This is a genomic window from Pseudomonas simiae, from assembly GCF_900111895.1.
Classification (GTDB): Bacteria; Pseudomonadota; Gammaproteobacteria; order Pseudomonadales; family Pseudomonadaceae; genus Aquipseudomonas; species Aquipseudomonas simiae.
The window spans coordinates 311570-328836 of sequence record NZ_FOKB01000005.1 but is presented as its reverse complement, the minus strand read 5'-3'; the positions used below and the strand labels follow the sequence as shown (position 1 = coordinate 328836).

22 protein-coding genes are annotated in these 17267 nt (G+C 59.6%); 7 read left to right on the top strand and 15 right to left on the bottom strand.

From position 1 onward, the window contains the following. Nucleotides 1-4: 4 nt before the first annotated feature. Together BMZ57_RS18220 and BMZ57_RS18215 are read right to left on the bottom strand one after the other, a co-directional pair. Nucleotides 5-1288 (bottom strand): arsenic transporter, encoded by a 1284-nt coding sequence (locus BMZ57_RS18220; RefSeq protein WP_038453268.1) that lies wholly within the window; start codon nucleotides 1286-1288, stop codon nucleotides 5-7. A 19-nt stretch (nucleotides 1289-1307) separates the two neighbouring features. Beyond that, on the bottom strand, nucleotides 1308-1664 hold the full coding sequence (locus BMZ57_RS18215; protein ID WP_021493101.1) for a metalloregulator ArsR/SmtB family transcription factor: 357 nt from the start codon (nucleotides 1662-1664) through the stop codon (nucleotides 1308-1310). Between the two features lie 176 nt (nucleotides 1665-1840). Here BMZ57_RS18215 and BMZ57_RS18210 point away from each other — a divergent pair, with 176 nt between their 5' ends. The 4 genes from BMZ57_RS18210 to BMZ57_RS18195 all read left to right on the top strand — a co-directional run bounded on the left by BMZ57_RS18210 (nucleotide 1841) and on the right by BMZ57_RS18195 (nucleotide 3655). Beyond that, on the top strand, nucleotides 1841-2056 hold the full coding sequence (locus BMZ57_RS18210) for a hypothetical protein (protein WP_010210327.1): 216 nt from the start codon (nucleotides 1841-1843) through the stop codon (nucleotides 2054-2056). Nucleotides 2057-2127: 71 nt separating this feature from the next. Further along, on the top strand, nucleotides 2128-2823 hold the full coding sequence (locus BMZ57_RS18205; RefSeq protein ID WP_021493102.1) for an AzlC family ABC transporter permease: 696 nt from the start codon (nucleotides 2128-2130) through the stop codon (nucleotides 2821-2823). After that, a complete protein-coding gene (locus tag BMZ57_RS18200; protein WP_010210330.1) occupies nucleotides 2820-3131 on the top strand; it encodes an AzlD domain-containing protein in 312 nt (103 codons plus the stop codon). The genes BMZ57_RS18205 and BMZ57_RS18200 overlap by 4 nt, the downstream gene beginning before the upstream one ends. A gap of 170 nt (nucleotides 3132-3301) precedes the next feature. Beyond that, complete coding sequence (locus BMZ57_RS18195; RefSeq protein WP_010210332.1) at nucleotides 3302-3655, top strand: hypothetical protein; 354 nt, start codon at nucleotides 3302-3304, stop codon at nucleotides 3653-3655. Between the two features lie 147 nt (nucleotides 3656-3802). On the opposite strand, the gene BMZ57_RS18190 is transcribed toward BMZ57_RS18195, so the two are convergent. The 11 genes from BMZ57_RS18190 to BMZ57_RS18145 all read right to left on the bottom strand — a co-directional run bounded on the left by BMZ57_RS18190 (nucleotide 3803) and on the right by BMZ57_RS18145 (nucleotide 13626). Continuing rightward, a complete protein-coding gene (locus BMZ57_RS18190) occupies nucleotides 3803-4507 on the bottom strand; it encodes a YoaK family protein (protein ID WP_010210333.1) in 705 nt (234 codons plus the stop codon). A 69-nt stretch (nucleotides 4508-4576) separates the two neighbouring features. After that, entirely contained in the window at nucleotides 4577-6199 is a 1623-nt protein-coding gene (locus BMZ57_RS18185) for an ABC-F family ATP-binding cassette domain-containing protein (protein WP_010210334.1), read from the bottom strand. A gap of 124 nt (nucleotides 6200-6323) precedes the next feature. Then, nucleotides 6324-7361 (bottom strand): DNA topoisomerase IB, encoded by a 1038-nt coding sequence (locus BMZ57_RS18180; RefSeq protein WP_069673030.1) that lies wholly within the window; start codon nucleotides 7359-7361, stop codon nucleotides 6324-6326. 77 nt (nucleotides 7362-7438) lie between these two features. Continuing rightward, nucleotides 7439-8518 carry a molybdenum ABC transporter ATP-binding protein gene (gene modC / locus BMZ57_RS18175; RefSeq protein ID WP_069673107.1) on the bottom strand — a complete coding sequence of 360 codons (1080 nt, stop codon included), beginning with the start codon at nucleotides 8516-8518 and terminating at the stop codon, nucleotides 7439-7441. A 5-nt stretch (nucleotides 8519-8523) separates the two neighbouring features. Continuing rightward, on the bottom strand, nucleotides 8524-9204 hold the full coding sequence (modB, locus tag BMZ57_RS18170) for a molybdate ABC transporter permease subunit (RefSeq protein WP_021493106.1): 681 nt from the start codon (nucleotides 9202-9204) through the stop codon (nucleotides 8524-8526). Beyond that, entirely contained in the window at nucleotides 9205-9963 is a 759-nt protein-coding gene (gene modA / locus BMZ57_RS18165) for a molybdate ABC transporter substrate-binding protein (protein WP_044287228.1), read from the bottom strand. A gap of 119 nt (nucleotides 9964-10082) precedes the next feature. Next, nucleotides 10083-11144, bottom strand: coding sequence for an NAD(P)H-dependent flavin oxidoreductase (locus tag BMZ57_RS18160; protein ID WP_069673031.1), 1062 nt, complete (start codon nucleotides 11142-11144; stop codon nucleotides 10083-10085). 189 nt (nucleotides 11145-11333) lie between these two features. Next, the gene (ada, locus tag BMZ57_RS18155) at nucleotides 11334-12386 is read right to left on the bottom strand and encodes a bifunctional DNA-binding transcriptional regulator/O6-methylguanine-DNA methyltransferase Ada (protein ID WP_010210342.1); all 1053 of its coding nucleotides are present in this window, start codon (nucleotides 12384-12386) and stop codon (nucleotides 11334-11336) included. Between the two features lie 77 nt (nucleotides 12387-12463). After that, a complete protein-coding gene (gene alkB / locus BMZ57_RS18150; RefSeq protein WP_069673032.1) occupies nucleotides 12464-13129 on the bottom strand; it encodes a DNA oxidative demethylase AlkB in 666 nt (221 codons plus the stop codon). A gap of 4 nt (nucleotides 13130-13133) precedes the next feature. Continuing rightward, nucleotides 13134-13298: a hypothetical protein gene (locus BMZ57_RS29560; RefSeq protein WP_010210344.1), complete on the bottom strand. Its 165-nt coding sequence runs from the start codon at nucleotides 13296-13298 to the stop codon at nucleotides 13134-13136. A gap of 25 nt (nucleotides 13299-13323) precedes the next feature. After that, nucleotides 13324-13626, bottom strand: coding sequence for a DUF1883 domain-containing protein (locus BMZ57_RS18145; RefSeq protein ID WP_003191319.1), 303 nt, complete (start codon nucleotides 13624-13626; stop codon nucleotides 13324-13326). Between the two features lie 214 nt (nucleotides 13627-13840). Here BMZ57_RS18145 and BMZ57_RS18140 point away from each other — a divergent pair, with 214 nt between their 5' ends. Both BMZ57_RS18140 and BMZ57_RS18135 read left to right on the top strand, forming a co-directional pair. Beyond that, nucleotides 13841-14194 (top strand): hypothetical protein, encoded by a 354-nt coding sequence (locus tag BMZ57_RS18140; protein WP_010210349.1) that lies wholly within the window; start codon nucleotides 13841-13843, stop codon nucleotides 14192-14194. 172 nt (nucleotides 14195-14366) lie between these two features. Further along, nucleotides 14367-14648: a hypothetical protein gene (locus BMZ57_RS18135; protein ID WP_044287226.1), complete on the top strand. Its 282-nt coding sequence runs from the start codon at nucleotides 14367-14369 to the stop codon at nucleotides 14646-14648. A 9-nt stretch (nucleotides 14649-14657) separates the two neighbouring features. Here BMZ57_RS18135 and BMZ57_RS18130 read toward each other — a convergent pair whose 3' ends face one another. Next, entirely contained in the window at nucleotides 14658-14888 is a 231-nt protein-coding gene (locus BMZ57_RS18130) for a hypothetical protein (protein WP_010210351.1), read from the bottom strand. A gap of 1001 nt (nucleotides 14889-15889) precedes the next feature. After that, nucleotides 15890-16075, bottom strand: coding sequence for a hypothetical protein (locus BMZ57_RS18125; protein WP_010210353.1), 186 nt, complete (start codon nucleotides 16073-16075; stop codon nucleotides 15890-15892). 310 nt (nucleotides 16076-16385) lie between these two features. Here BMZ57_RS18125 and galU point away from each other — a divergent pair, with 310 nt between their 5' ends. Then, entirely contained in the window at nucleotides 16386-17225 is an 840-nt protein-coding gene (gene galU, locus BMZ57_RS18120; RefSeq protein ID WP_003173830.1) for a UTP--glucose-1-phosphate uridylyltransferase GalU, read from the top strand. Nucleotides 17226-17267 lie beyond the last annotated feature (42 nt).

The window sequence follows — 17267 nt, the reverse complement described above, 5'->3', positions numbered from 1 at the left end:
TCCGTTAGAAACTCAGGCGCAAAGCAAGGGCGGCGAGGGTGATCAACAGCACTGGCAGGGTCAGTACAATCCCGACCTTGAAGTAGTAGCCCCAGGTGATGGTGATGCCCTTGCGTGCCAGGATATGCAGCCACAGCAAGGTGGCGAGGCTGCCAATCGGGGTGATTTTCGGGCCCAGGTCGCTGCCGATCACGTTGGCGTAGATCATGGCCTCCTTGATCACGCCCACGGCATGGCTGGACTCGATGGACAGCGCGCCGATCAACACCGTCGGCAAGTTGTTCATCGCCGAGGACAGCAGCGCCGTCAGCACACCGGTGCCCATGGCTGCGCCCCACACGCCATAAGTGGCGAAGGTATCGAGCCAGGTCGCCAGGTAGGTGGTGAGGCCGGCGTTACGCAAGCCGTAGACCACCAGGTACATGCCGAGGGAAAAGATCACGATCTGCCAGGGTGCTTCCTTCAGTACTTTGCGCGTGGAGATCTTGTGGCCCTTGGCGGCGATCACCAGCAGGAGCAAGGCGCACACGGCGGAAATCGCGCTGATCGGAATGCCCAACGGTTCCAGGGCAAAGCAGCCCACCAGCAGGATGCCCAGCACCCACCAGCCGGCGCGGAAGGTGGCGCGGTCGTGGACCGCACTGGCAGGGTCGTCAAGGTCGGCGGGGTCGTAGGTCTGCGGAATGTCGCGGCGGAAGAACCACAACAGCACCGCCAGCGTGGCCGCGACGCTGACGAAGTTAACCGGCACCATCACGGCGGCGTATTCGTTGAAGCCAATCTTGAAGTAGTCGGCCGAGACAATGTTCACCAGGTTCGACACCACCAGCGGCAGGCTTGCCGTATCGGCAATAAAGCCTGCGCCCATGACGAACGCCAGCGTGGCCGCCGGAGAAAAACGCAGCGCCAGCAGCATCGACATCACGATCGGCGTCAGGATCAGCGCCGCACCGTCGTTGGCGAACAGCGCCGACACCAGTGCGCCGAGCAACACCATATAGGCAAACAACCGTCGGCCGCGCCCGCGCCCCCAGCGCGCTACATGCAGGGCGGTCCAGGCAAAGAAGCCGGCCTCGTCCAGCAACAGGCTGATGATGATCAGCGCGACAAAGGTCCCGGTGGCATTCCAGATGATGTGCCACACCACGGGAATGTCCGCCAGGCTGATCACGCCGCAGGCCAAGGCCAGGATCGCGCCCATGGTGGCGCTCCAGCCAACGCCCAAACCTTTGGGCTGCCAGATGACCAGGACGATGGTGAAGATAAAAATGGCAATTGCGACAAGCATGAATAAAGGCTCCGGTGGCTCAGCAGCAGGTGCTGGCCCGTTGTGGTCTGTCGCCCATTGCATCCAGACGCTGTGCGTCGCTGTGCAACCATGGCTGGTTGGCTTGCTGGGTGATGTGCAGCACCTGTGTCACCCACTCGGGCAGCGCAGGGTTGATGCGGTAGTAGATCCATTGACCCTGACGGCGGTCCAGCAGTAACCCGCAACTGCGCAGTTGCGCCAAGTGGCGGGAGATTTTGGGCTGGCTGTCGTCCAAGGCATGGATCAGTTCGCACACGCAAAGTTCGCCTTCGCGCAGGATCAATAACGTCAGGCGTGCACGGGTGGCATCGGCCAGGCATTTGAACAGGGTGGGGGGGGAGATGGCGTCCGACATGGCCAAGGCCTTTGCATATTGAGTTATTCGAATATACGAATATCCATATATACAGTCAAATCCTGTTTCAATTGACATGGATCAAATGCCTTGAAATCCGCCACAAGTGTTTGAAATTAAAATGAAACACGAATGTCCTAAAGTGCCTGCCCATTGCTGAAGAAGGATAAATCCGCGTGACCCGTGCCACTCGCAACCTGCGCAAGACCCTCGATTCCGTCGCGGACAATAACGAAACCGCCGCGTTCGACCTGATGCGCGCCGTTGAAAAACTCGGCGATGAAGTGCTGCGCCAGCGTTTGCTCAACACGATTCACCGGCTCAACCAGGATGCCTATGAGCTGCGTGAGGCGCGCGACTCGGTGGAGCAGGTGTCGGTGAGGCTGGCCTGAGCAAGATCGTTCAAGACAAGCCCGTTGTTGCGCTGGCATGCTTGTCGACTGTTTGTCGATGAGCCGTTTCCATGCCCACTGCCTTACCTCATTACGCCTTCGCTCGCGGCGCCATCGCCGTCATTCCCCTGTCCCTGGCCTGTGCGCCCTGGGGGCTGCTGGCCGGTTCCATGGCCATCGATGCGCAATTCAGCCCTTTGCAAGCCCAGGGTTTGTCCGCCATTGTGTTTGCCGGTGCTGCGCAACTGGTCGCCATCGGTATGGTCAAGAGTGGCGCCAGCCTGATTTCCATCGTGTTGACGACCTTGCTGCTGACCTCTCAGCATTTGCTCTACGGCATGCACCTGCGCCCGGTCCTGTCACCCCTCAAGACGCGCTGGCGCATGAGCCTGGGCTTTTTGTTGACCGACGAATTCTTTGCACTGGTCAGTCACTATGACCGCGAGACGTTCAACCGCTGGTATGCCCTGGGCGTTGGGCTGACGTTCTATATCATCTGGAACCTGTTCACCCTGGCCGGCATCGTGCTCGGCAAAAGCATTCCCGGCCTTGATCAACTGGGCCTGGAATTTTCCATCGCCGCCACGTTTATCGCGCTGATCACGCCGGTGGTGCGCGACATACCCACGGTGGTCTGCGTGGCCGTGTCGCTGCTGTTTTCGGTGTGGTTGAGTTTCCTGCACTGGGAGTCGGCGGTGGTGGTGTCCGGCTTGCTGGGCATGAGCGCGGGTTATGCCTGCAAGCGACTGGGAGTAGGGCAGCAATGATCTACATCATGATTGTGGCCATGGGCCTGGTGGTATTTTTCAACCGTTACCTGTTTATCGAACCGCGCCTGCCGGTGCGCCTCAACCGTGGCGCGCGGGAGTTTCTCGGGTTTGCAGTGCCGGGCATGCTCACGGCGATTTGCGGGCCGATCATTTTCCTGGCGGACCATCACCTGAACCTGAGCCCGGCCAACCCCTACCTGCTGGCGGGTATCAGCGCCGTGGGGCTGATGTTCTGGACGCGCAATGTGCTGGTCACCGTGCTGCTGAGCATGGCGCTGTTTTACCTGTTCCGCTGGTTGCTCTGAGCCCAGGCGAAAAAAAGCCCGCGGGAGAGCGGGCCGAAGGGAGACTACTAAAAATGAGCGTGGTCAATATAGACCGCGCCTTCTCCCTTTACAGTGAAACAAAGTTCATGCGGCCGTCAGTCCAGCCCGCGGCAATGGTACAGTCGCGTTTTTTCCAACGGAGCAATGGCATGCACAAGGTGGTAATTGGCGCACTGGTACTGGCGGCCCTGGCCGGTTGCGCAGGTTCGAAGATGAAAGAGGCGCGCGCAGGCACGCCCTACAAGACGCTGGCTTCGGACAAGGCCACCCTGGTCGTTGCCGAATGCGTGCAATTCGGCTGGCAGGACGAAGGCGTGTTCGGCGTTGATGCCGGCGGCTTCAAGGAGCCAATCGAGGCGGGCGGTTACACCGTCTACACCACCGCTGGCGATTACTTCGTCGACGTGCAAAGCGCGGGTGCCGGCTCCACGATCAAGTACTATGCCGCAGAAGACAATATGCCGGCCAAGCGCCGTTTGGCCGCACTCGCGACCTGCCTGTAATCCATTGCCTTAGTCGAATTAGGAAATGCCTGGCACGACAGCCGTCGGGCATTCGCTTATGATTCACCCGCTCGCCCGACATGATGGCTCTTTACCAGTACACGGACGTCGAGGCCTAAACGTCGGGCGAGCACCTCTTCCTAGTCTTCAGCGCGGCATGTAACCCAAGTGCCAGCGACGGGGAATCTTCAGCGACACCAACCCCAGCAACCCTGCCAGCACGCCGCTGACCAGCAGCGCTTTCAAGCCCATCTGGTGTTCCAGCAGCGCGCCAATCACCGCCCCAACGAACATGCCAGCCCACGGGATCAACTGCACGCGCCAACCCATGCGGCGCTCCCCGAGCAGCCAGCGTCCCAGCCCGCGGCCAAAGCGTGAGAGCGCTCCGGTGACGTAAGTCAGCCCGACCGGCAATCCGTTGACCTCTTCCACTGCAGCATTGAGCATGCCCATGGCGATGATCGCCGCCAGCAGCGCGGGCAACGTATCGCCGGAAGGCAGCCATGCCGCACCGCACAACAAGGTCGCAATGCACAACAGCAAAGGCAAGGCATGACGGCGGCTCATTCGGCTGACCACCACACCCAGCGCGTTACCGACCACGAATGTTGCGACCAGCAACAGCAGGCGCCCGGTCAGCCCAAGATCCCCCTCGCTGATCGCTACCGCCAGGCGAGTGGTGTTGCCGCTCATGAACGAAACGAAGTCGCCGCTCGCCATGAAACCGATGGCATCGGTCATGCCTGCCAACACTGAAAGGCTGGCCACCAGCATCAGCCCGACCCGACCACGCCAGCGCTGTCGATGGGCGAGTGCAGCATTGACGTAAGGTTTGCGGGGCGAAGGCAGCATAGGGCCGGGTTCCTCGATGAGATTATCCGGCCACTACCGTAGGACGCTTTACGCGCGCATGCAATGACCTCAGGCAGGCGTCAATGACCAACCCGTGTGATGCCAATCCAGGAAATGGGTTGGCTTGATCGATTGGATGAACGCGGCGTCATGGGATACCACCAGCATCGCCCCGTTGAAACCCTGCAGCGCCTGTTCAAAAGCCATCACCGACTCGAGGTCCAAATGGTTGGTCGGTTCGTCCAGCAACAGCAGTTGCGCCGGTTTGTCACCCCATAAGGCAATCGCCATCGCGGCCTTCAAGCGCTCACCGCCGCTGAGTTGCCCGGTGGGTTGGGTGACGCGCGAGGCATCCAGGTGCAGCAACGCCAGGCGGGTGCGCAACTCGGCTTCGGCCAGTGGGGTGTCGAGCAGGTTGAGGTGTTCGACGATGGAGCGTCGATCGTCCAGCAGCGCAAGGTGTTGGTCGATGTAGGCGCAGGGCAGAGGCACACTGCATTCACCCGCGACAGCCTGCCACTCACCGGCCAGTACCTTGAGTAACGTGGACTTGCCGCATCCGTTGGGCCCACGCACGGCGACGCGCACCGGACCTGCGAGATGCACAGTGAGGCCGCTTGACGGTAACCACGGCAATTGTACGTCGATCAAGGACAGCACCTGCCGTCCATTGGGCACCGCTGATGCAGGCAATGCCAACAGCGTCGGCGTTTCCTCTTCGACCCGTTCATAAGCCTGGCGCACCTGGGCATCCAATTCGTGCTTGTGCTGCCAATGCGCACTGCGCACGCTGCTGACGATCTGCGTGGCGGCGCCTTTCCAGCGCGCCTTGGTGAAACGGTCGACGTTGGCGGTTTCCGCATGTTTGCGTGATCGCGCGGCGTTGCGTTGCAGGTTGTCGTGGTCTTTTTGCAGGCGCCGCCGCTCGCGGCTGCGCTCCAGGCGCGCATGGTCCAGTGCGGCGATGGCGGCTTGTTGTTCCGCATCACGCTGCCGACGGTAGGCATCATAGTTGCCGCCATACACGCTGACACCAAGGGGCGACAGTTCAACGATGCGCGCCATGGCGTTGAGCAATGACCGATCATGACTGACCACCACCAGGCCGCCACGCCAATCGCCAAGTGCACGCAGCAGCCAGGCGCGGCCATCGTTGTCGAGGTGGTTGGTGGGTTCATCGAGGACCAGCAACGGCGGCGCGGCGAGCAGCGCGCCGATGATCGCGACCCTGGCCAACTGGCCGCCACTGAGTTGATCGGCTGGGGTATCAAAAGCCAGCTGCGATAACCCCGCAGCATCCAAGGCATTGCGCAAACGTTCGGCCAAGCCCCAGCGGTCGTCGATCAATTCCAGGTCATCGGGCTGTGCGGCGCCTCGGGCCATGCGGTCAAGGGCGGCCAGTATCGCAGCGGTGCCGGTGAGGTCGGCGACGGTTTCCCCCGGCGCAACCACGACATTCTGCGCAACGTAGATAGTACCGGGCGGGCCACTCAGCGTGCCGGAGGAGGGCGACAGCAGCCCGGCGATCAGCTTGGCGAGGACGCTTTTGCCCCGTCCGTTACGGCCGACTATACCGGTAGGGGTGTGATCGATGGACAGGCACAGGTCATCCAGCAGGGTTTCGCCATTGGCGAACTGGACACTCAGGTGTTGCAGGGAAACAAGCGTGGGCAGCCGGTTGACGTCAGTCATCAGCACCTCCAAAAAAATGTCGGACAGGCCAACAAGCGCGCCAGGCGGCTCGTTGCAGATACATTTTGGAAGGCTTAGTTGTTCACGTCGGCGGTCGTCCTGCGGATCAGAAGGGAGGCCAAGCCTAACCCGTCTTGGCTTTTTTCGGCAAGTCCGCCGCCAGTTGCTCAAGGAACATCGCCAAGGCCACTTCTTCAGCCTTGAGCCCTTTGCGCAACCGCGGCTTGGGCAGTTTGGAGAGTTCGCCGAGGCTGAAATGCTCCAGCACCGCAGGGTGGATGTAACACTTGCGGCACACCGCCGGGGTGTTGCCCAGCTGCTTGGCGACATCCTTGACCATCGCCACCACGTGCCTTTTGGCATCGGACTCGGGCTGCCACTCCAATTCCCGCAACACGGCCAGCGCCATGGCGGTGCCGGCCCAGGTGCGGTAGTCCTTGGCGGTAAAGTCGGCGCCAGTGAGGCTGTGCAGGTAGTCATTCACGTCGTGGGAGCTGACGGTGTGGCGCTCGCCATCCTCGTCCAGGTACTGGAACAGGTTCTGCCCTGGCAATTCCAGGCAGCGCTTGACCACCGTGGCCAAGCGGCGGTCCTTGACGCTGATCTGGTGCTCCACGCCACTCTTGCCGCGAAACTGGAACTGGATTTCGCTGCCTTTCACATCCACATGGCGGGTGCGCAGGGTGGTCAGCCCGTAGGATTTGTTGTCCCGCGCATACTGGGTATTGCCGACGCGGATCAGTGTGGCGTCGAGCAGCATCACCACCGTGGCCAAGACTTTTCCACGGGTGAAGCCGGGTTCGGCGATTTTTGCCTCCAACTGCTTGCGCAATTTCGGCAGGGCGTTGCCGAACTCCTGCAACCGGGAGTACTTGTCACTGTCGCGCACCTCGCGCCAGCGTGGGTGATAACGGTATTGCTTACGGCCACGGGCGTCGCGGCCGGTGGCTTGCAGATGCCCGCGCGGGTCGGCGCAGATCCATACGTCGGTGTACGCAGGCGGGACCGCCAGGGCGTTCAGGCGCTTGATCTCCTCGGCATCGGTAATGCGCACGCCCTGGGGGTCGAAGTATTGGAACCTGCCCCGTACTGTCTTACGGCGGATGCCGGGCTGGGTGTCGTCAACGTAATGCAGGTCGCGGGGCAGTGCAGAGTCAGACATGGGGCAGGTTCCTTGGCAAAAATCAGGCCGGTATGTCTGATGGACCGCAGCGGTGTGCGGTCGTGCCAAAAGGTTGCTTACGCCAAGACTGCGACGGCCTTGATCTGTGCCCACAGCCTCTGGCCAGGGTGCAGTTGCAGCTGGTCGCGGGAGAAGCGCGTGATGCGCGCCAGCAACGGCGTGCCACAGGCGTCCAGGCGCACCAGCACGTGCGCGCTGTTGTCCGCGGAGATCTCCTGGGTGACCGTTACCGGCAGGCGGTTGAGGATGCTGCTGTGTTCCTCGGCTTGCAGGCTGAGGCTGACATCACGCGCCTGCACCTTGATACGCAGCGCTTTGCCCACCGCCAACGGCGCATGGGCCACGCGCATGTGCAAGGCGCTGGCGGGCAGTTGCAGGGTGAGCAACTGATAGTGAGGGTCATAGGCACTGACCGCGCCGTCGATCACTACACCCGCGTCGTCGCCCCGCGCCAGGGGCAGGTCAAGCCGCGCCAGGGTTTCGCCGATGGGCCCGCTGGCCAGGGCCTTGCCGTCGCTGAGCAAGACGATGTGATCGGCCAGGCGTGCCACCTCATCCTGGGCATGGCTGACGTACAGCACCGGGATGTCCAGCTCATCGTGCAGGCGTTCGAGGTACGGCAGGATTTCGCCTTTGCGCTGGCTGTCGAGGGCGGCCAGGGGTTCGTCCATCAATAACAAGCTGGGGCTGGTGAGCAACGCGCGGGCGATGCCAATGCGTTGGCGCTCACCGCCGGAAAGGTGCTGGGGATGCCGATCAAGCAGGTGGCCGATGCCGAGTAACTCGGTGGCCTGGGCCATATCGACACGGCGCTGCTGGCGGGGAATACGTTTGAGGCCGAATTCCAGGTTGGCCCGCACCGACAGATGCACAAACAGGCTGGCTTCCTGAAAGACGTAACCCAGCGCGCGTTTATGGGGAGGCACGAACAGCCCGTTACGGCTGTCTTGCCAGACTTCATCATTGATCTGGATAAACCCGTCTTCGGCACGCTCCAGCCCGGCGATGCAACGCAGGCAGGTGGTCTTGCCGGAACCGGAATGCCCGTACAGTGCAGTCACACCGCGACCAGGCAAATGCAGATCCACATCCAGGGCAAAGGCCGAATACTTGAGGTACAGGCGTACATCGATCATCGACATCAACTCCAGCCCATCTTGGTTTTACGGCTGGAATAGAGCGCCAGCAACACCAGGAACGCGAACACCACCATGGAACCGGCCAACCAGTGAGCCTGGGCATATTCCATGGCTTCAACATGGTCATAGATCTGCACGGACACCACCCGGGTCTTGTCCGGAATATTGCCGCCGATCATCAGCACCACGCCGAATTCACCGACGGTGTGCGCGAAACCCAGGATGGAGGCGGTGATAAACCCTGGTCGCGCCAAGGGCAAAATCACCGTGAAAAACGTGTCCCACGGATTGGCGCGCAAGGTCGCGGCCACTTCCAGCGGGCGTGTGCCGATGGCGGAGAACGCGTTCTGCAAGGGTTGCACCACGAACGGCATGGAATAGATCACCGAGCCGACGACCAGCCCGGCGAAGCTGAAGGTGAGGGTGCCCAGGCCCAGCCATTGGGTGAGCTGGCCGACGTAGCCATTCGGGCCCATGGTCAGCAGCAGGTAGAAGCCGATCACCGTCGGTGGCAACACCAACGGCAGGGCAACGACAGCGCCGATGGGACCGCGCCACCAGGAGCGGGTGCGCGACAGCCACAGGGCGATCGGAGTGCCGATGACCAGCAGGATCAGCGTGGTCAGGGAGGCCAGTTGGACAGTCAACCAGATGGCGGAAAAATCGGCACTCGATAACGGCATTTACTTGGCCAGCTCGTAACCATAGGACTGGATGACAGCAGCGGCTTTAGGCCCCTTCAGGTAGTCGACCAACGCCTTGGCAGCGGCGCTGTCCTTGCCCTTGTTGAGGATCACCGCGTCTTGTTTGATCGGGTCGTGCAGGGCGGCGGGAACGATCCACGCCGAACCGCTGCTGACTTTGCCGTCTTTATAGATCTGCGACAAGGCGACAAAGCCCAGCTCGGCGTTGCCGGTGGACACGAATTGGTAGGCCTGGGTGATGTTCTGGCCTTCGACGATCTTGTCTTTGACCTTCTCGGTCAGACCTTCCTTGGCCAGCACTTGGGTGGCAGCGAGGCCGTAGGGCGCGGCTTTGGGGTTGGCAATCGACAGGTGCTTGAACTCGTTTTTCTTCAGCACGTCGCCTTTGGCGTCGACGTAACCTTCCTTGGCCGACCACAGCGCCAGGGTGCCGACGGCGTAGGTAAAGCGTGAGCCTTTGACGGCGTCACCTTCGGCTTCAAGCTTTTGAGGCGTAGTGTCGTCAGCGCTCAGGAATACTTCGAACGGCGCGCCATTCTTGATTTGGGTGTAGAACTGGCCGGTGGCACCGTAGGCGGCGACCAGTGTGTGACCGGTGTCTTTTTCGAAGTCGGCGGCAATCGCTTGGATCGGTGCGGTGAAGTTGGCGGCCACGGCCACCTGCACTTCATCGGCATGCGCCGAACCGAAGGCGAGGGCAGCGACCAGGACCGCCAGGCGTGAGGCGTGAATCTTCATGAAGCAGCTCCTCTGAGGGTGTACGGCGCGTTATGGGTCGAAGGTGTAACCGCTATGTATGGGAATATATAGCGGTTGGCCATTGCCGGTACAGTGCAAAGTTGCCGCGGGAGCAGGTTCTATGAGGTGATTTTGGCCAGCGCCTGCTCCGCCAGTTCGCGCGTCAGCGCGTAGGTGGTGGTGTCTCTGCCCAGGCGCAGCGCCTGGCCGGACCAGAGGTTGCTGAAGCCTGCTTCGTCCTTGGCTTTGAGCGGAATCAGTGCACCACCGGCGGTAGGGAATGCGGGAGCCGCGGGGTTGATTGGACCCAGCTCACGCATGACCCGGTTGACGATGCCTCGTGCCGGGCGACCGGTGAACAGGTTGGTCAGTGCGGTCTCGCTGGCCTGGGCATGGCGCAATGCGTGGTGGTGCGAAGGGGTGACATTGGCTTCAGGGGTAAACAGGTAAGCCGTGCCGATTTGCACCGCCGAAGCACCCAGGGCAAAGGCCGCCACAATCCCGCGCGCATCACCGATACCCCCGGCGGCAATCACCGGCACGCTTACGGCGTCAACGACTTGTGGCAGCAAGGCGAACAGGCCGATCTGGGTGTTGAGATCATCGCTGAGAAACAAGCCACGATGCCCGCCCGCTTCACTGCCCATGGCGATAATTGCATCGCAGCCGTGCTGCTCCAGCCAGATCGCTTCTTCCACGGTGGTGGCCGAGGACAGCACTTTCGCGCCCGTGGCTTTTACCCGGTCGAGCAAAGCTTTTTCCGGTAGGCCGAAGTGAAAACTGACGACCTCGGGTCGCAATTCTTCGATGAACTGGCAAGCCGCTTCGTTGAACGGCTCGCGGTTGGACACGGGTGTTGGCGCCTCAAAATCGGCACCCAGTTCGCGGTAGTAGGGTTCCAGCAGGTCCTTCCAGTGGCGGTCACGCGCGGCGTCGGGTGCTGGCGGTTGGTGGCAGAAGAAATTCACATTGATCGGACGTGGGCTGGCCTCACGGACCGTGACCAACGCTTCGCGCAGTTGCGCGAGACTCAGTGCTGCAGCCGGTAATGAGCCCAGCGCCCCGGCTTTACTGGCCTCGATGACCATGGCGGTGGTAGTGCCCACGGCCATGGGCGCCTGGATGATGGGCAGTTCGATCCCCAGCAGGTCGATAATGCGGGTGTCGGGCCAGGTGCTCATGGGATGTCTCTCCAGCGTTAATGAGGCTTTTGGCTGTTTTAACAGGGCTCACAACACCCGGCCACTCTGTTTTATTCACTGGACGAACGGAACGTTTCGTGGTGTGCCACCCGTTGAGAGCGTCACCCCGCACCGCATGAATCCGCTTATCAATGTGGGTTGCGTGGGTTTCCAAAGAGAAAGCACTCGCTAGGCCTTCGGCAACTGCTCCCGAGCGAGCAACTGCTGCTTGCGTTCCACACCCCAGCGGTATCCCGACAGATCGCCATTACTGCGTACCACGCGGTGGCAAGGAATGGCGACCGCAAGGCTGTTCGCGCCGCATGCCTGAGCGACTGCGCGGAAAGACTTCGGCGCGCCGATTCGTGCGGCGACTTGCGCGTAGCTGGCCGTGCTTCCCGGTGGAATGTCGCGCAAGGCTTGCCACACCCGTTCCTGAAAGGCCGTGCCGCGCAGATCCAGGGGCAGGTCCAGGCCGAGCGCAGGTGCTTCGATAAACCCCACGACCTGTGCCACACACTGTTCGAAGCGCTGGTCGGCGCCTACCAGTTCGGCCTTGGGAAACTGGTCCTGCAGATCGCGTACCAATTGGTCGGGATCGTCCCCCAGCAGAATTGCGCACACACCACGGGCACTTTGCGCCACCAGGATCGCCCCCAGCGTGCATTGACCGACCGCAAACAGAATCGCAGTGTTGGTACCGCCAGCCTTGTAATCACTGGGCTTCATACCGAGAAGCTGGTCAGCCGATTCATAAAAGCGGCTGTTGGAGTTGAAACCCGCGTCATACAAAGCCTCCGTCACCGAGTGCGAGGCTTTGAGCCCATCGCGCACCTTGCGTGAGCGATGGGCGCTGGCGTAGCCCTTGGGCGTCAATCCCGTGACGGCTTTGAACACGCGGTGGAAGTGGAAGGGACTGAGATTGGCTTGCATGGCCAGCGCGTTCAGGCTGGGCGGGGTGTCAGCCTGTTCGATACGTCGGCAAGCGTCGGCTACCAGTTGCGCGTGGTGCGCAACCAACTGCGTCTGGTCCCCGGCTGCGCGTTTGCTGGCGCGATAACCTGCAGCTTCGGCCTGCGCCGCGGTGTCGAAAAATTCGATGTTTTCCGGGCGCGGCAAACGTGAGGCACTGCTGGGGCGACAGTACACACCGGTGGTCTTTACGCCGTAGACAAACAGCGCATCGGCCTTGGGATCGCGGGCCAGGATCGCTGCCCAGCGCGGGTCTTGTTCAGTCATCATGGTCGGCACTCTTGACGGATCGTTGGCCAGATTAATTGCGCCGTGCGCATCTGGACACTCCGAAGCTTGCGGTCAAATCAACCGGCAGTGCGAAACGTGAGGTTGATGCGTTGCGGCCCCATGATCGGATGCACGCCGTCCTTGATCGGCATCACCCCGTGGAAGCGCAGGCGATCCACGCCGCCCCAGACCACCACATCACCATGAAACAGCGAGACTTTCCGGGGTTTGTCACTGCGTTCATGTCCGCCAAACAGGAAGATCGCCGGTAGGCCAAGCGATATTGATACAACCGGCTCGCTATAGCGACGCTCGTTTTTGTCCTGGTGCAGGGACATTTTTGCGCCGGGCACATAGCGGTTGATCAGGCAGGCGTCGGGAGCAAAGTCGAAAAAGCCGGCCTGTGCCGCCGCCTGCACCGCCAATTGACGCAACACCTCTGGCATTTGTGGCCACGGCTGTTGGCTGCGCGGGTCGACTGGCGAGTAGCGGTAACCGGACGTGTCGGTGGTCCAGCCCAGATCGCCGCAACTGCTCAATGCCGCCGACATGGTAAAACCGCCAGGTGTCACCATTTGCCGAAACGGTGACTGAGCCAGCACCCGTCGCAATTCCGGCAGAATGCGTTCAACCCAGGGTAGGGCTAGGCCCCGTAATACGTAGGACTGTTCGCCAATTTGCTCACGCCCTGCGGGTTGCTGCAGGGCGTCGTCGGCGAACAGGTCGGCGGTGGGGCCGGGCATTGGCTTACAGCGCCTTGCTCACATTGATGTCGGTGATTTCATCACTGGCATCGTGAATTTTCTCCAGGGCTTGCTTGGCTTCTTCCACGCTGTTGGTCTGCAGTTGGGCGAACTCAAAGCGGCGTTCGCCGTTGAGCTTGTACTTGATTACGTATTTTGTGGTGGTCACGGCTATTTCCTGTGAAGTGTGCGGATCAGCTCAGCTTGGAGCTGGTGCGCCGCACAATGCGGATCTTGTGGGACAACGCGGGTTTGCGGGTCACGCTGATTGCGCGGCGCGTGACCACGTCCAGGGTGATGTTCCAGAACCCGGTGCTCGGGGCGGTTATTTTGGCCGGGAACTTGTCGAAGGCGCCGCCGTGATAGGTGTGACGGCCGCCATTCTTGAAACTGCGAAAATTCGCATCGCTCATCAGACGGATATTACAAGTTTGCGAGCATTCGATGACGACAATGTCGCCCTCGTTGAGGTGCTCACGCTGATGGATGAATTTCATGGGTAGGGGCTCCAGAAGGGCTTTTTCTGAAAAATCAGAACGATACGTAGGTTAAGATGGAGTTTATCAGCCCCAGCACGTTTATTATCGGCCCGTCTTCAACGACGTCGACAATTTAAAACAGTTATTTACCGAGTTATCACGGATAAATCCTACGTGGGCGGGAGAAAATTACCATTCCCGCTGTCGTAGGATCTTTATCGGAGGTTTTAGTATGAAGTGGAGTGTGTTGGTTCTGGCCCTGGCGATTGGTGGGTGTGCTTCGGTTGCAGATATCAAGCAGACCCCTCCGACCTTGGCGGTTATTTCCGGGAAGAAGCCACAGGAATACGCCGCATGTGTGGTGCAGAAACTGTCGGCAACCCGTCGGCCACCGCAGATCGAACCGCATAAGGAAGGTGGTGTGCAGGTGATTGTGCCGCAAAAGTTTTCGGCCGATCCATCAGCGATTTTCGAAATTGATGAACGCTCCAGTGGTAGCAGTATCAAGCTCTACGAGAGCATGTCTAACGTGCCGATCCGTCCGGGTGACGTGAAGAAGGCTGGCGAGGACTGCATTTCCGGCTGATAACGCCCGTTCACCCTGCGACTTCGAATCCGATAAAAAGCCTGGTCCCATGATTGCGGGGCCGGGCTTTTTTCATGGCTGTGTGTACGTAGATGGCAGTTCGCTATAATCTCGACCAAACGCCCCACGACAGTGTCAGCGCTCTTTCCAATTCCTACGACGATGAACCTATATGAACAAGATTCTTGCACTGATTGCGGTAATGGCACTCGGCGGCTGCACGACCACCTCTGACGTCTACCTGAAAAACGGCGAACAAGGGCTGACTATTGATTGTTCCGGCGAGGCCAATTCCTGGGCCAGTTGCTATGAAAAGGCCGACGCCTCCTGTGCAGGCACCGGTTACCGTATCGTCGGCACCGAAGGCACGCCTGCACTCAAGGAAAGTGAAAAGACCTTGGGCCAAGACGTAGGCAACTACAAAGGTCGCAGTGTAGTCGTGGTCTGCAAGTAAGCATTACGCCTACATTTGAATATCGGCAAACTTGATGCCTAATCCACGAATAGTCTCCACCAGATCATCCAGGCGAGGGAAAGACTCAACCTCGTCCTGATCGTCCACCAGGAAAAAACTGCGGCCACCGCTTTTCTTGAAGAATACGATCCACTCCCCAAGATCGGCCGGGCTCTGGATGATGTGAGTGGCCGTTATCTGGCCTTCGGCCTGGCGAGCCATGACGTGTTCGCGTTTCATGAAAGACTTCCCCAAAAAGACGAATGCCGAGTAAACCTAGGGTTTGCGCGGCATTTTTGCATTGATTCGGTCGAAAGTTTAACGGATGTGAGCGGGCGAGTCGTGTTGGACGGTGTTTTTGTCTCAGCGGCAAATAGAGACTGAGAGTTACGCTGCGTTTGTAGATTCCGAATGGGTCTAAAAAACTAGTATTTCTCACAGTACTCAGTCAATTCCCGGTTAATTCACAATGGCACTCACTGGTCGGAACGTTATTCCTGACGCTTAGCGGTGCAGGTGAGCAACGTCTGACGACCAGCGGACAACGTAACGATGCGGGCAAACGAACCAGGTAGAAAGCGCGGGCATTCAAGGGAAGCGAGTAGAACGTTTACGCGCGTGACGTGCGGTATCGGTCGGATGCTTGAGACGATGGGAATGAGCCGGGAGGCGCTATCATGAGCGAAATGGATACAGTTAAAGTGTCGTACATCCCAGAGGAATTTTGCGAGGGAAATGCTAGTGAAGTGACGCGTGTAGTGAAATATAGCGCCGGAGAAGCGTACGAACTTGTGTCATTAGTAGGTGGAGTGGCAACGTACGAAGCGCCGACAAGCGAAAATAACGTTGATAGCAGAGTTGTTCGCAACTCGATGATCGCGATGTTAGGCGCCTCAAACTATAGATCTAAGTACCCATCCTCTCTAAAGCACTTGTTCGTCGTTGACGTCACTAAATGGCAGCCGCCCGTAGTTGCTCCCGAGCCACCGAGGACCGAATGCCCAGCTCGGCCCGCAGAGTGGCCCCAACAATTGGACTGGCCCCCAGTTCGGCCCCCAGCATGGCCCCCTGGCATACAGTGGCCCCCAGAAGGCATGCCAGTCGAGCAGCTTATAGAGGTATCAATAAAAAATAATTCAATTCGGTGGGAAGAGTTTTACCGAGATCGGTATCAATGAGGTTACGGTTCCGAGCACGAAAAAGCCCCGTTAATCGGGGCTTTTTCGCGCAGCCTGCAAGGTTTACTTGCCTTTCGGCCGTTTGCTCGATGCATGCCCCGCTTCATCCACGAACACTTCAGCTACGGCGATAGCCTGGCTTTCGCTCGGAAATGCGCCGGCGACGCTGTCGCCGTGGAAGTTGATCAAATGCCAACCGTCCGCTCGCTGTGTGATCAGGTAGCCGTTCACGCCTTTTGGTTCTGACATCTATCAAATATCTCGTGGTGTGGTTCAAGGCCCTTATGATAGCGCCAAATACCGCAATCCAGCGCACGTTATTCCAAGTCAGTGTTCCGGTTGCAAAAGCGTGCTAAAAAGGGTGCAGCCCTTTGATACATTGAGGGGCAAGCGTCTTTCGCCGAGGCGGTGAGCATGCGCCTCGTAAGATCAGCGGAACTTACGCTGAGATTTTTTCTCTATGATGACATCGCAACGCCAGCAGGACCCATTGTAAGGTGACTGCGGCCTGATTAGACTGCGCCGAATTCCGTACGCACAGCCCTTTGTAAGGACTTATATGATCAAGAAATGCTTGTTCCCAGCAGCCGGTTACGGCACTCGCTTCCTGCCAGCGACCAAAGCCATGCCCAAAGAGATGCTGCCGGTGGTGAACAAGCCACTGATTCAGTACGGCGTCGAAGAGGCCCTGGATGCCGGTCTGAACGAGATCTCCATCGTCACTGGCCGTGGTAAGCGCGCGCTGGAAGACCACTTCGACATCAGCTACGAGCTGGAAAACCAGATCAAGGGCACCGACAAGGAAAAATACCTGGTCGGCATCCGCAAACTGCTGGACGAGTGCTCGTTCTCCTACACGCGTCAGACCCAGATGAAAGGCCTTGGCCACGCCATCCTGACCGGTCGCCCGCTGATCGGTGACGAGCCGTTCGCCGTGGTACTGGCGGATGACCTGTGTGTGAACCTGGAAGGCGATGGTGTGCTGACCCAGATGGTCAAGCTGTACCAGAAATACCGTTGCACCATCGTTGCGGTGATGGAAGTGAACCCGACTGAAACCAACAAGTACGGCGTTATCGCCGGCGACGACATTGGCGATGGCCTGATCCGCGTACGTGACATGGTTGAAAAACCAGCACCGGAAGATGCACCTTCCAACCTGGCAATCATTGGTCGTTACATCCTGACCCCGGATATCTTCAAGTTGATCGAAGAAACCGAGCCAGGCAAGGGCGGCGAAATCCAAATCACCGACGCCCTGCTCAAGCAAGCCAAAGACGGTTGCGTGATTGCCTACAAGTTCAAGGGCCAGCGTTTCGACTGCGGCGGCGCTGAAGGCTACATCGAGGCGACCAACTTCTGCTACGAACACTTCTACAAGACTGGCAAGGCTTACTGATTAACCCAATAAGCAGCCTGTTCTAAAAAAGCCACCTTAGGG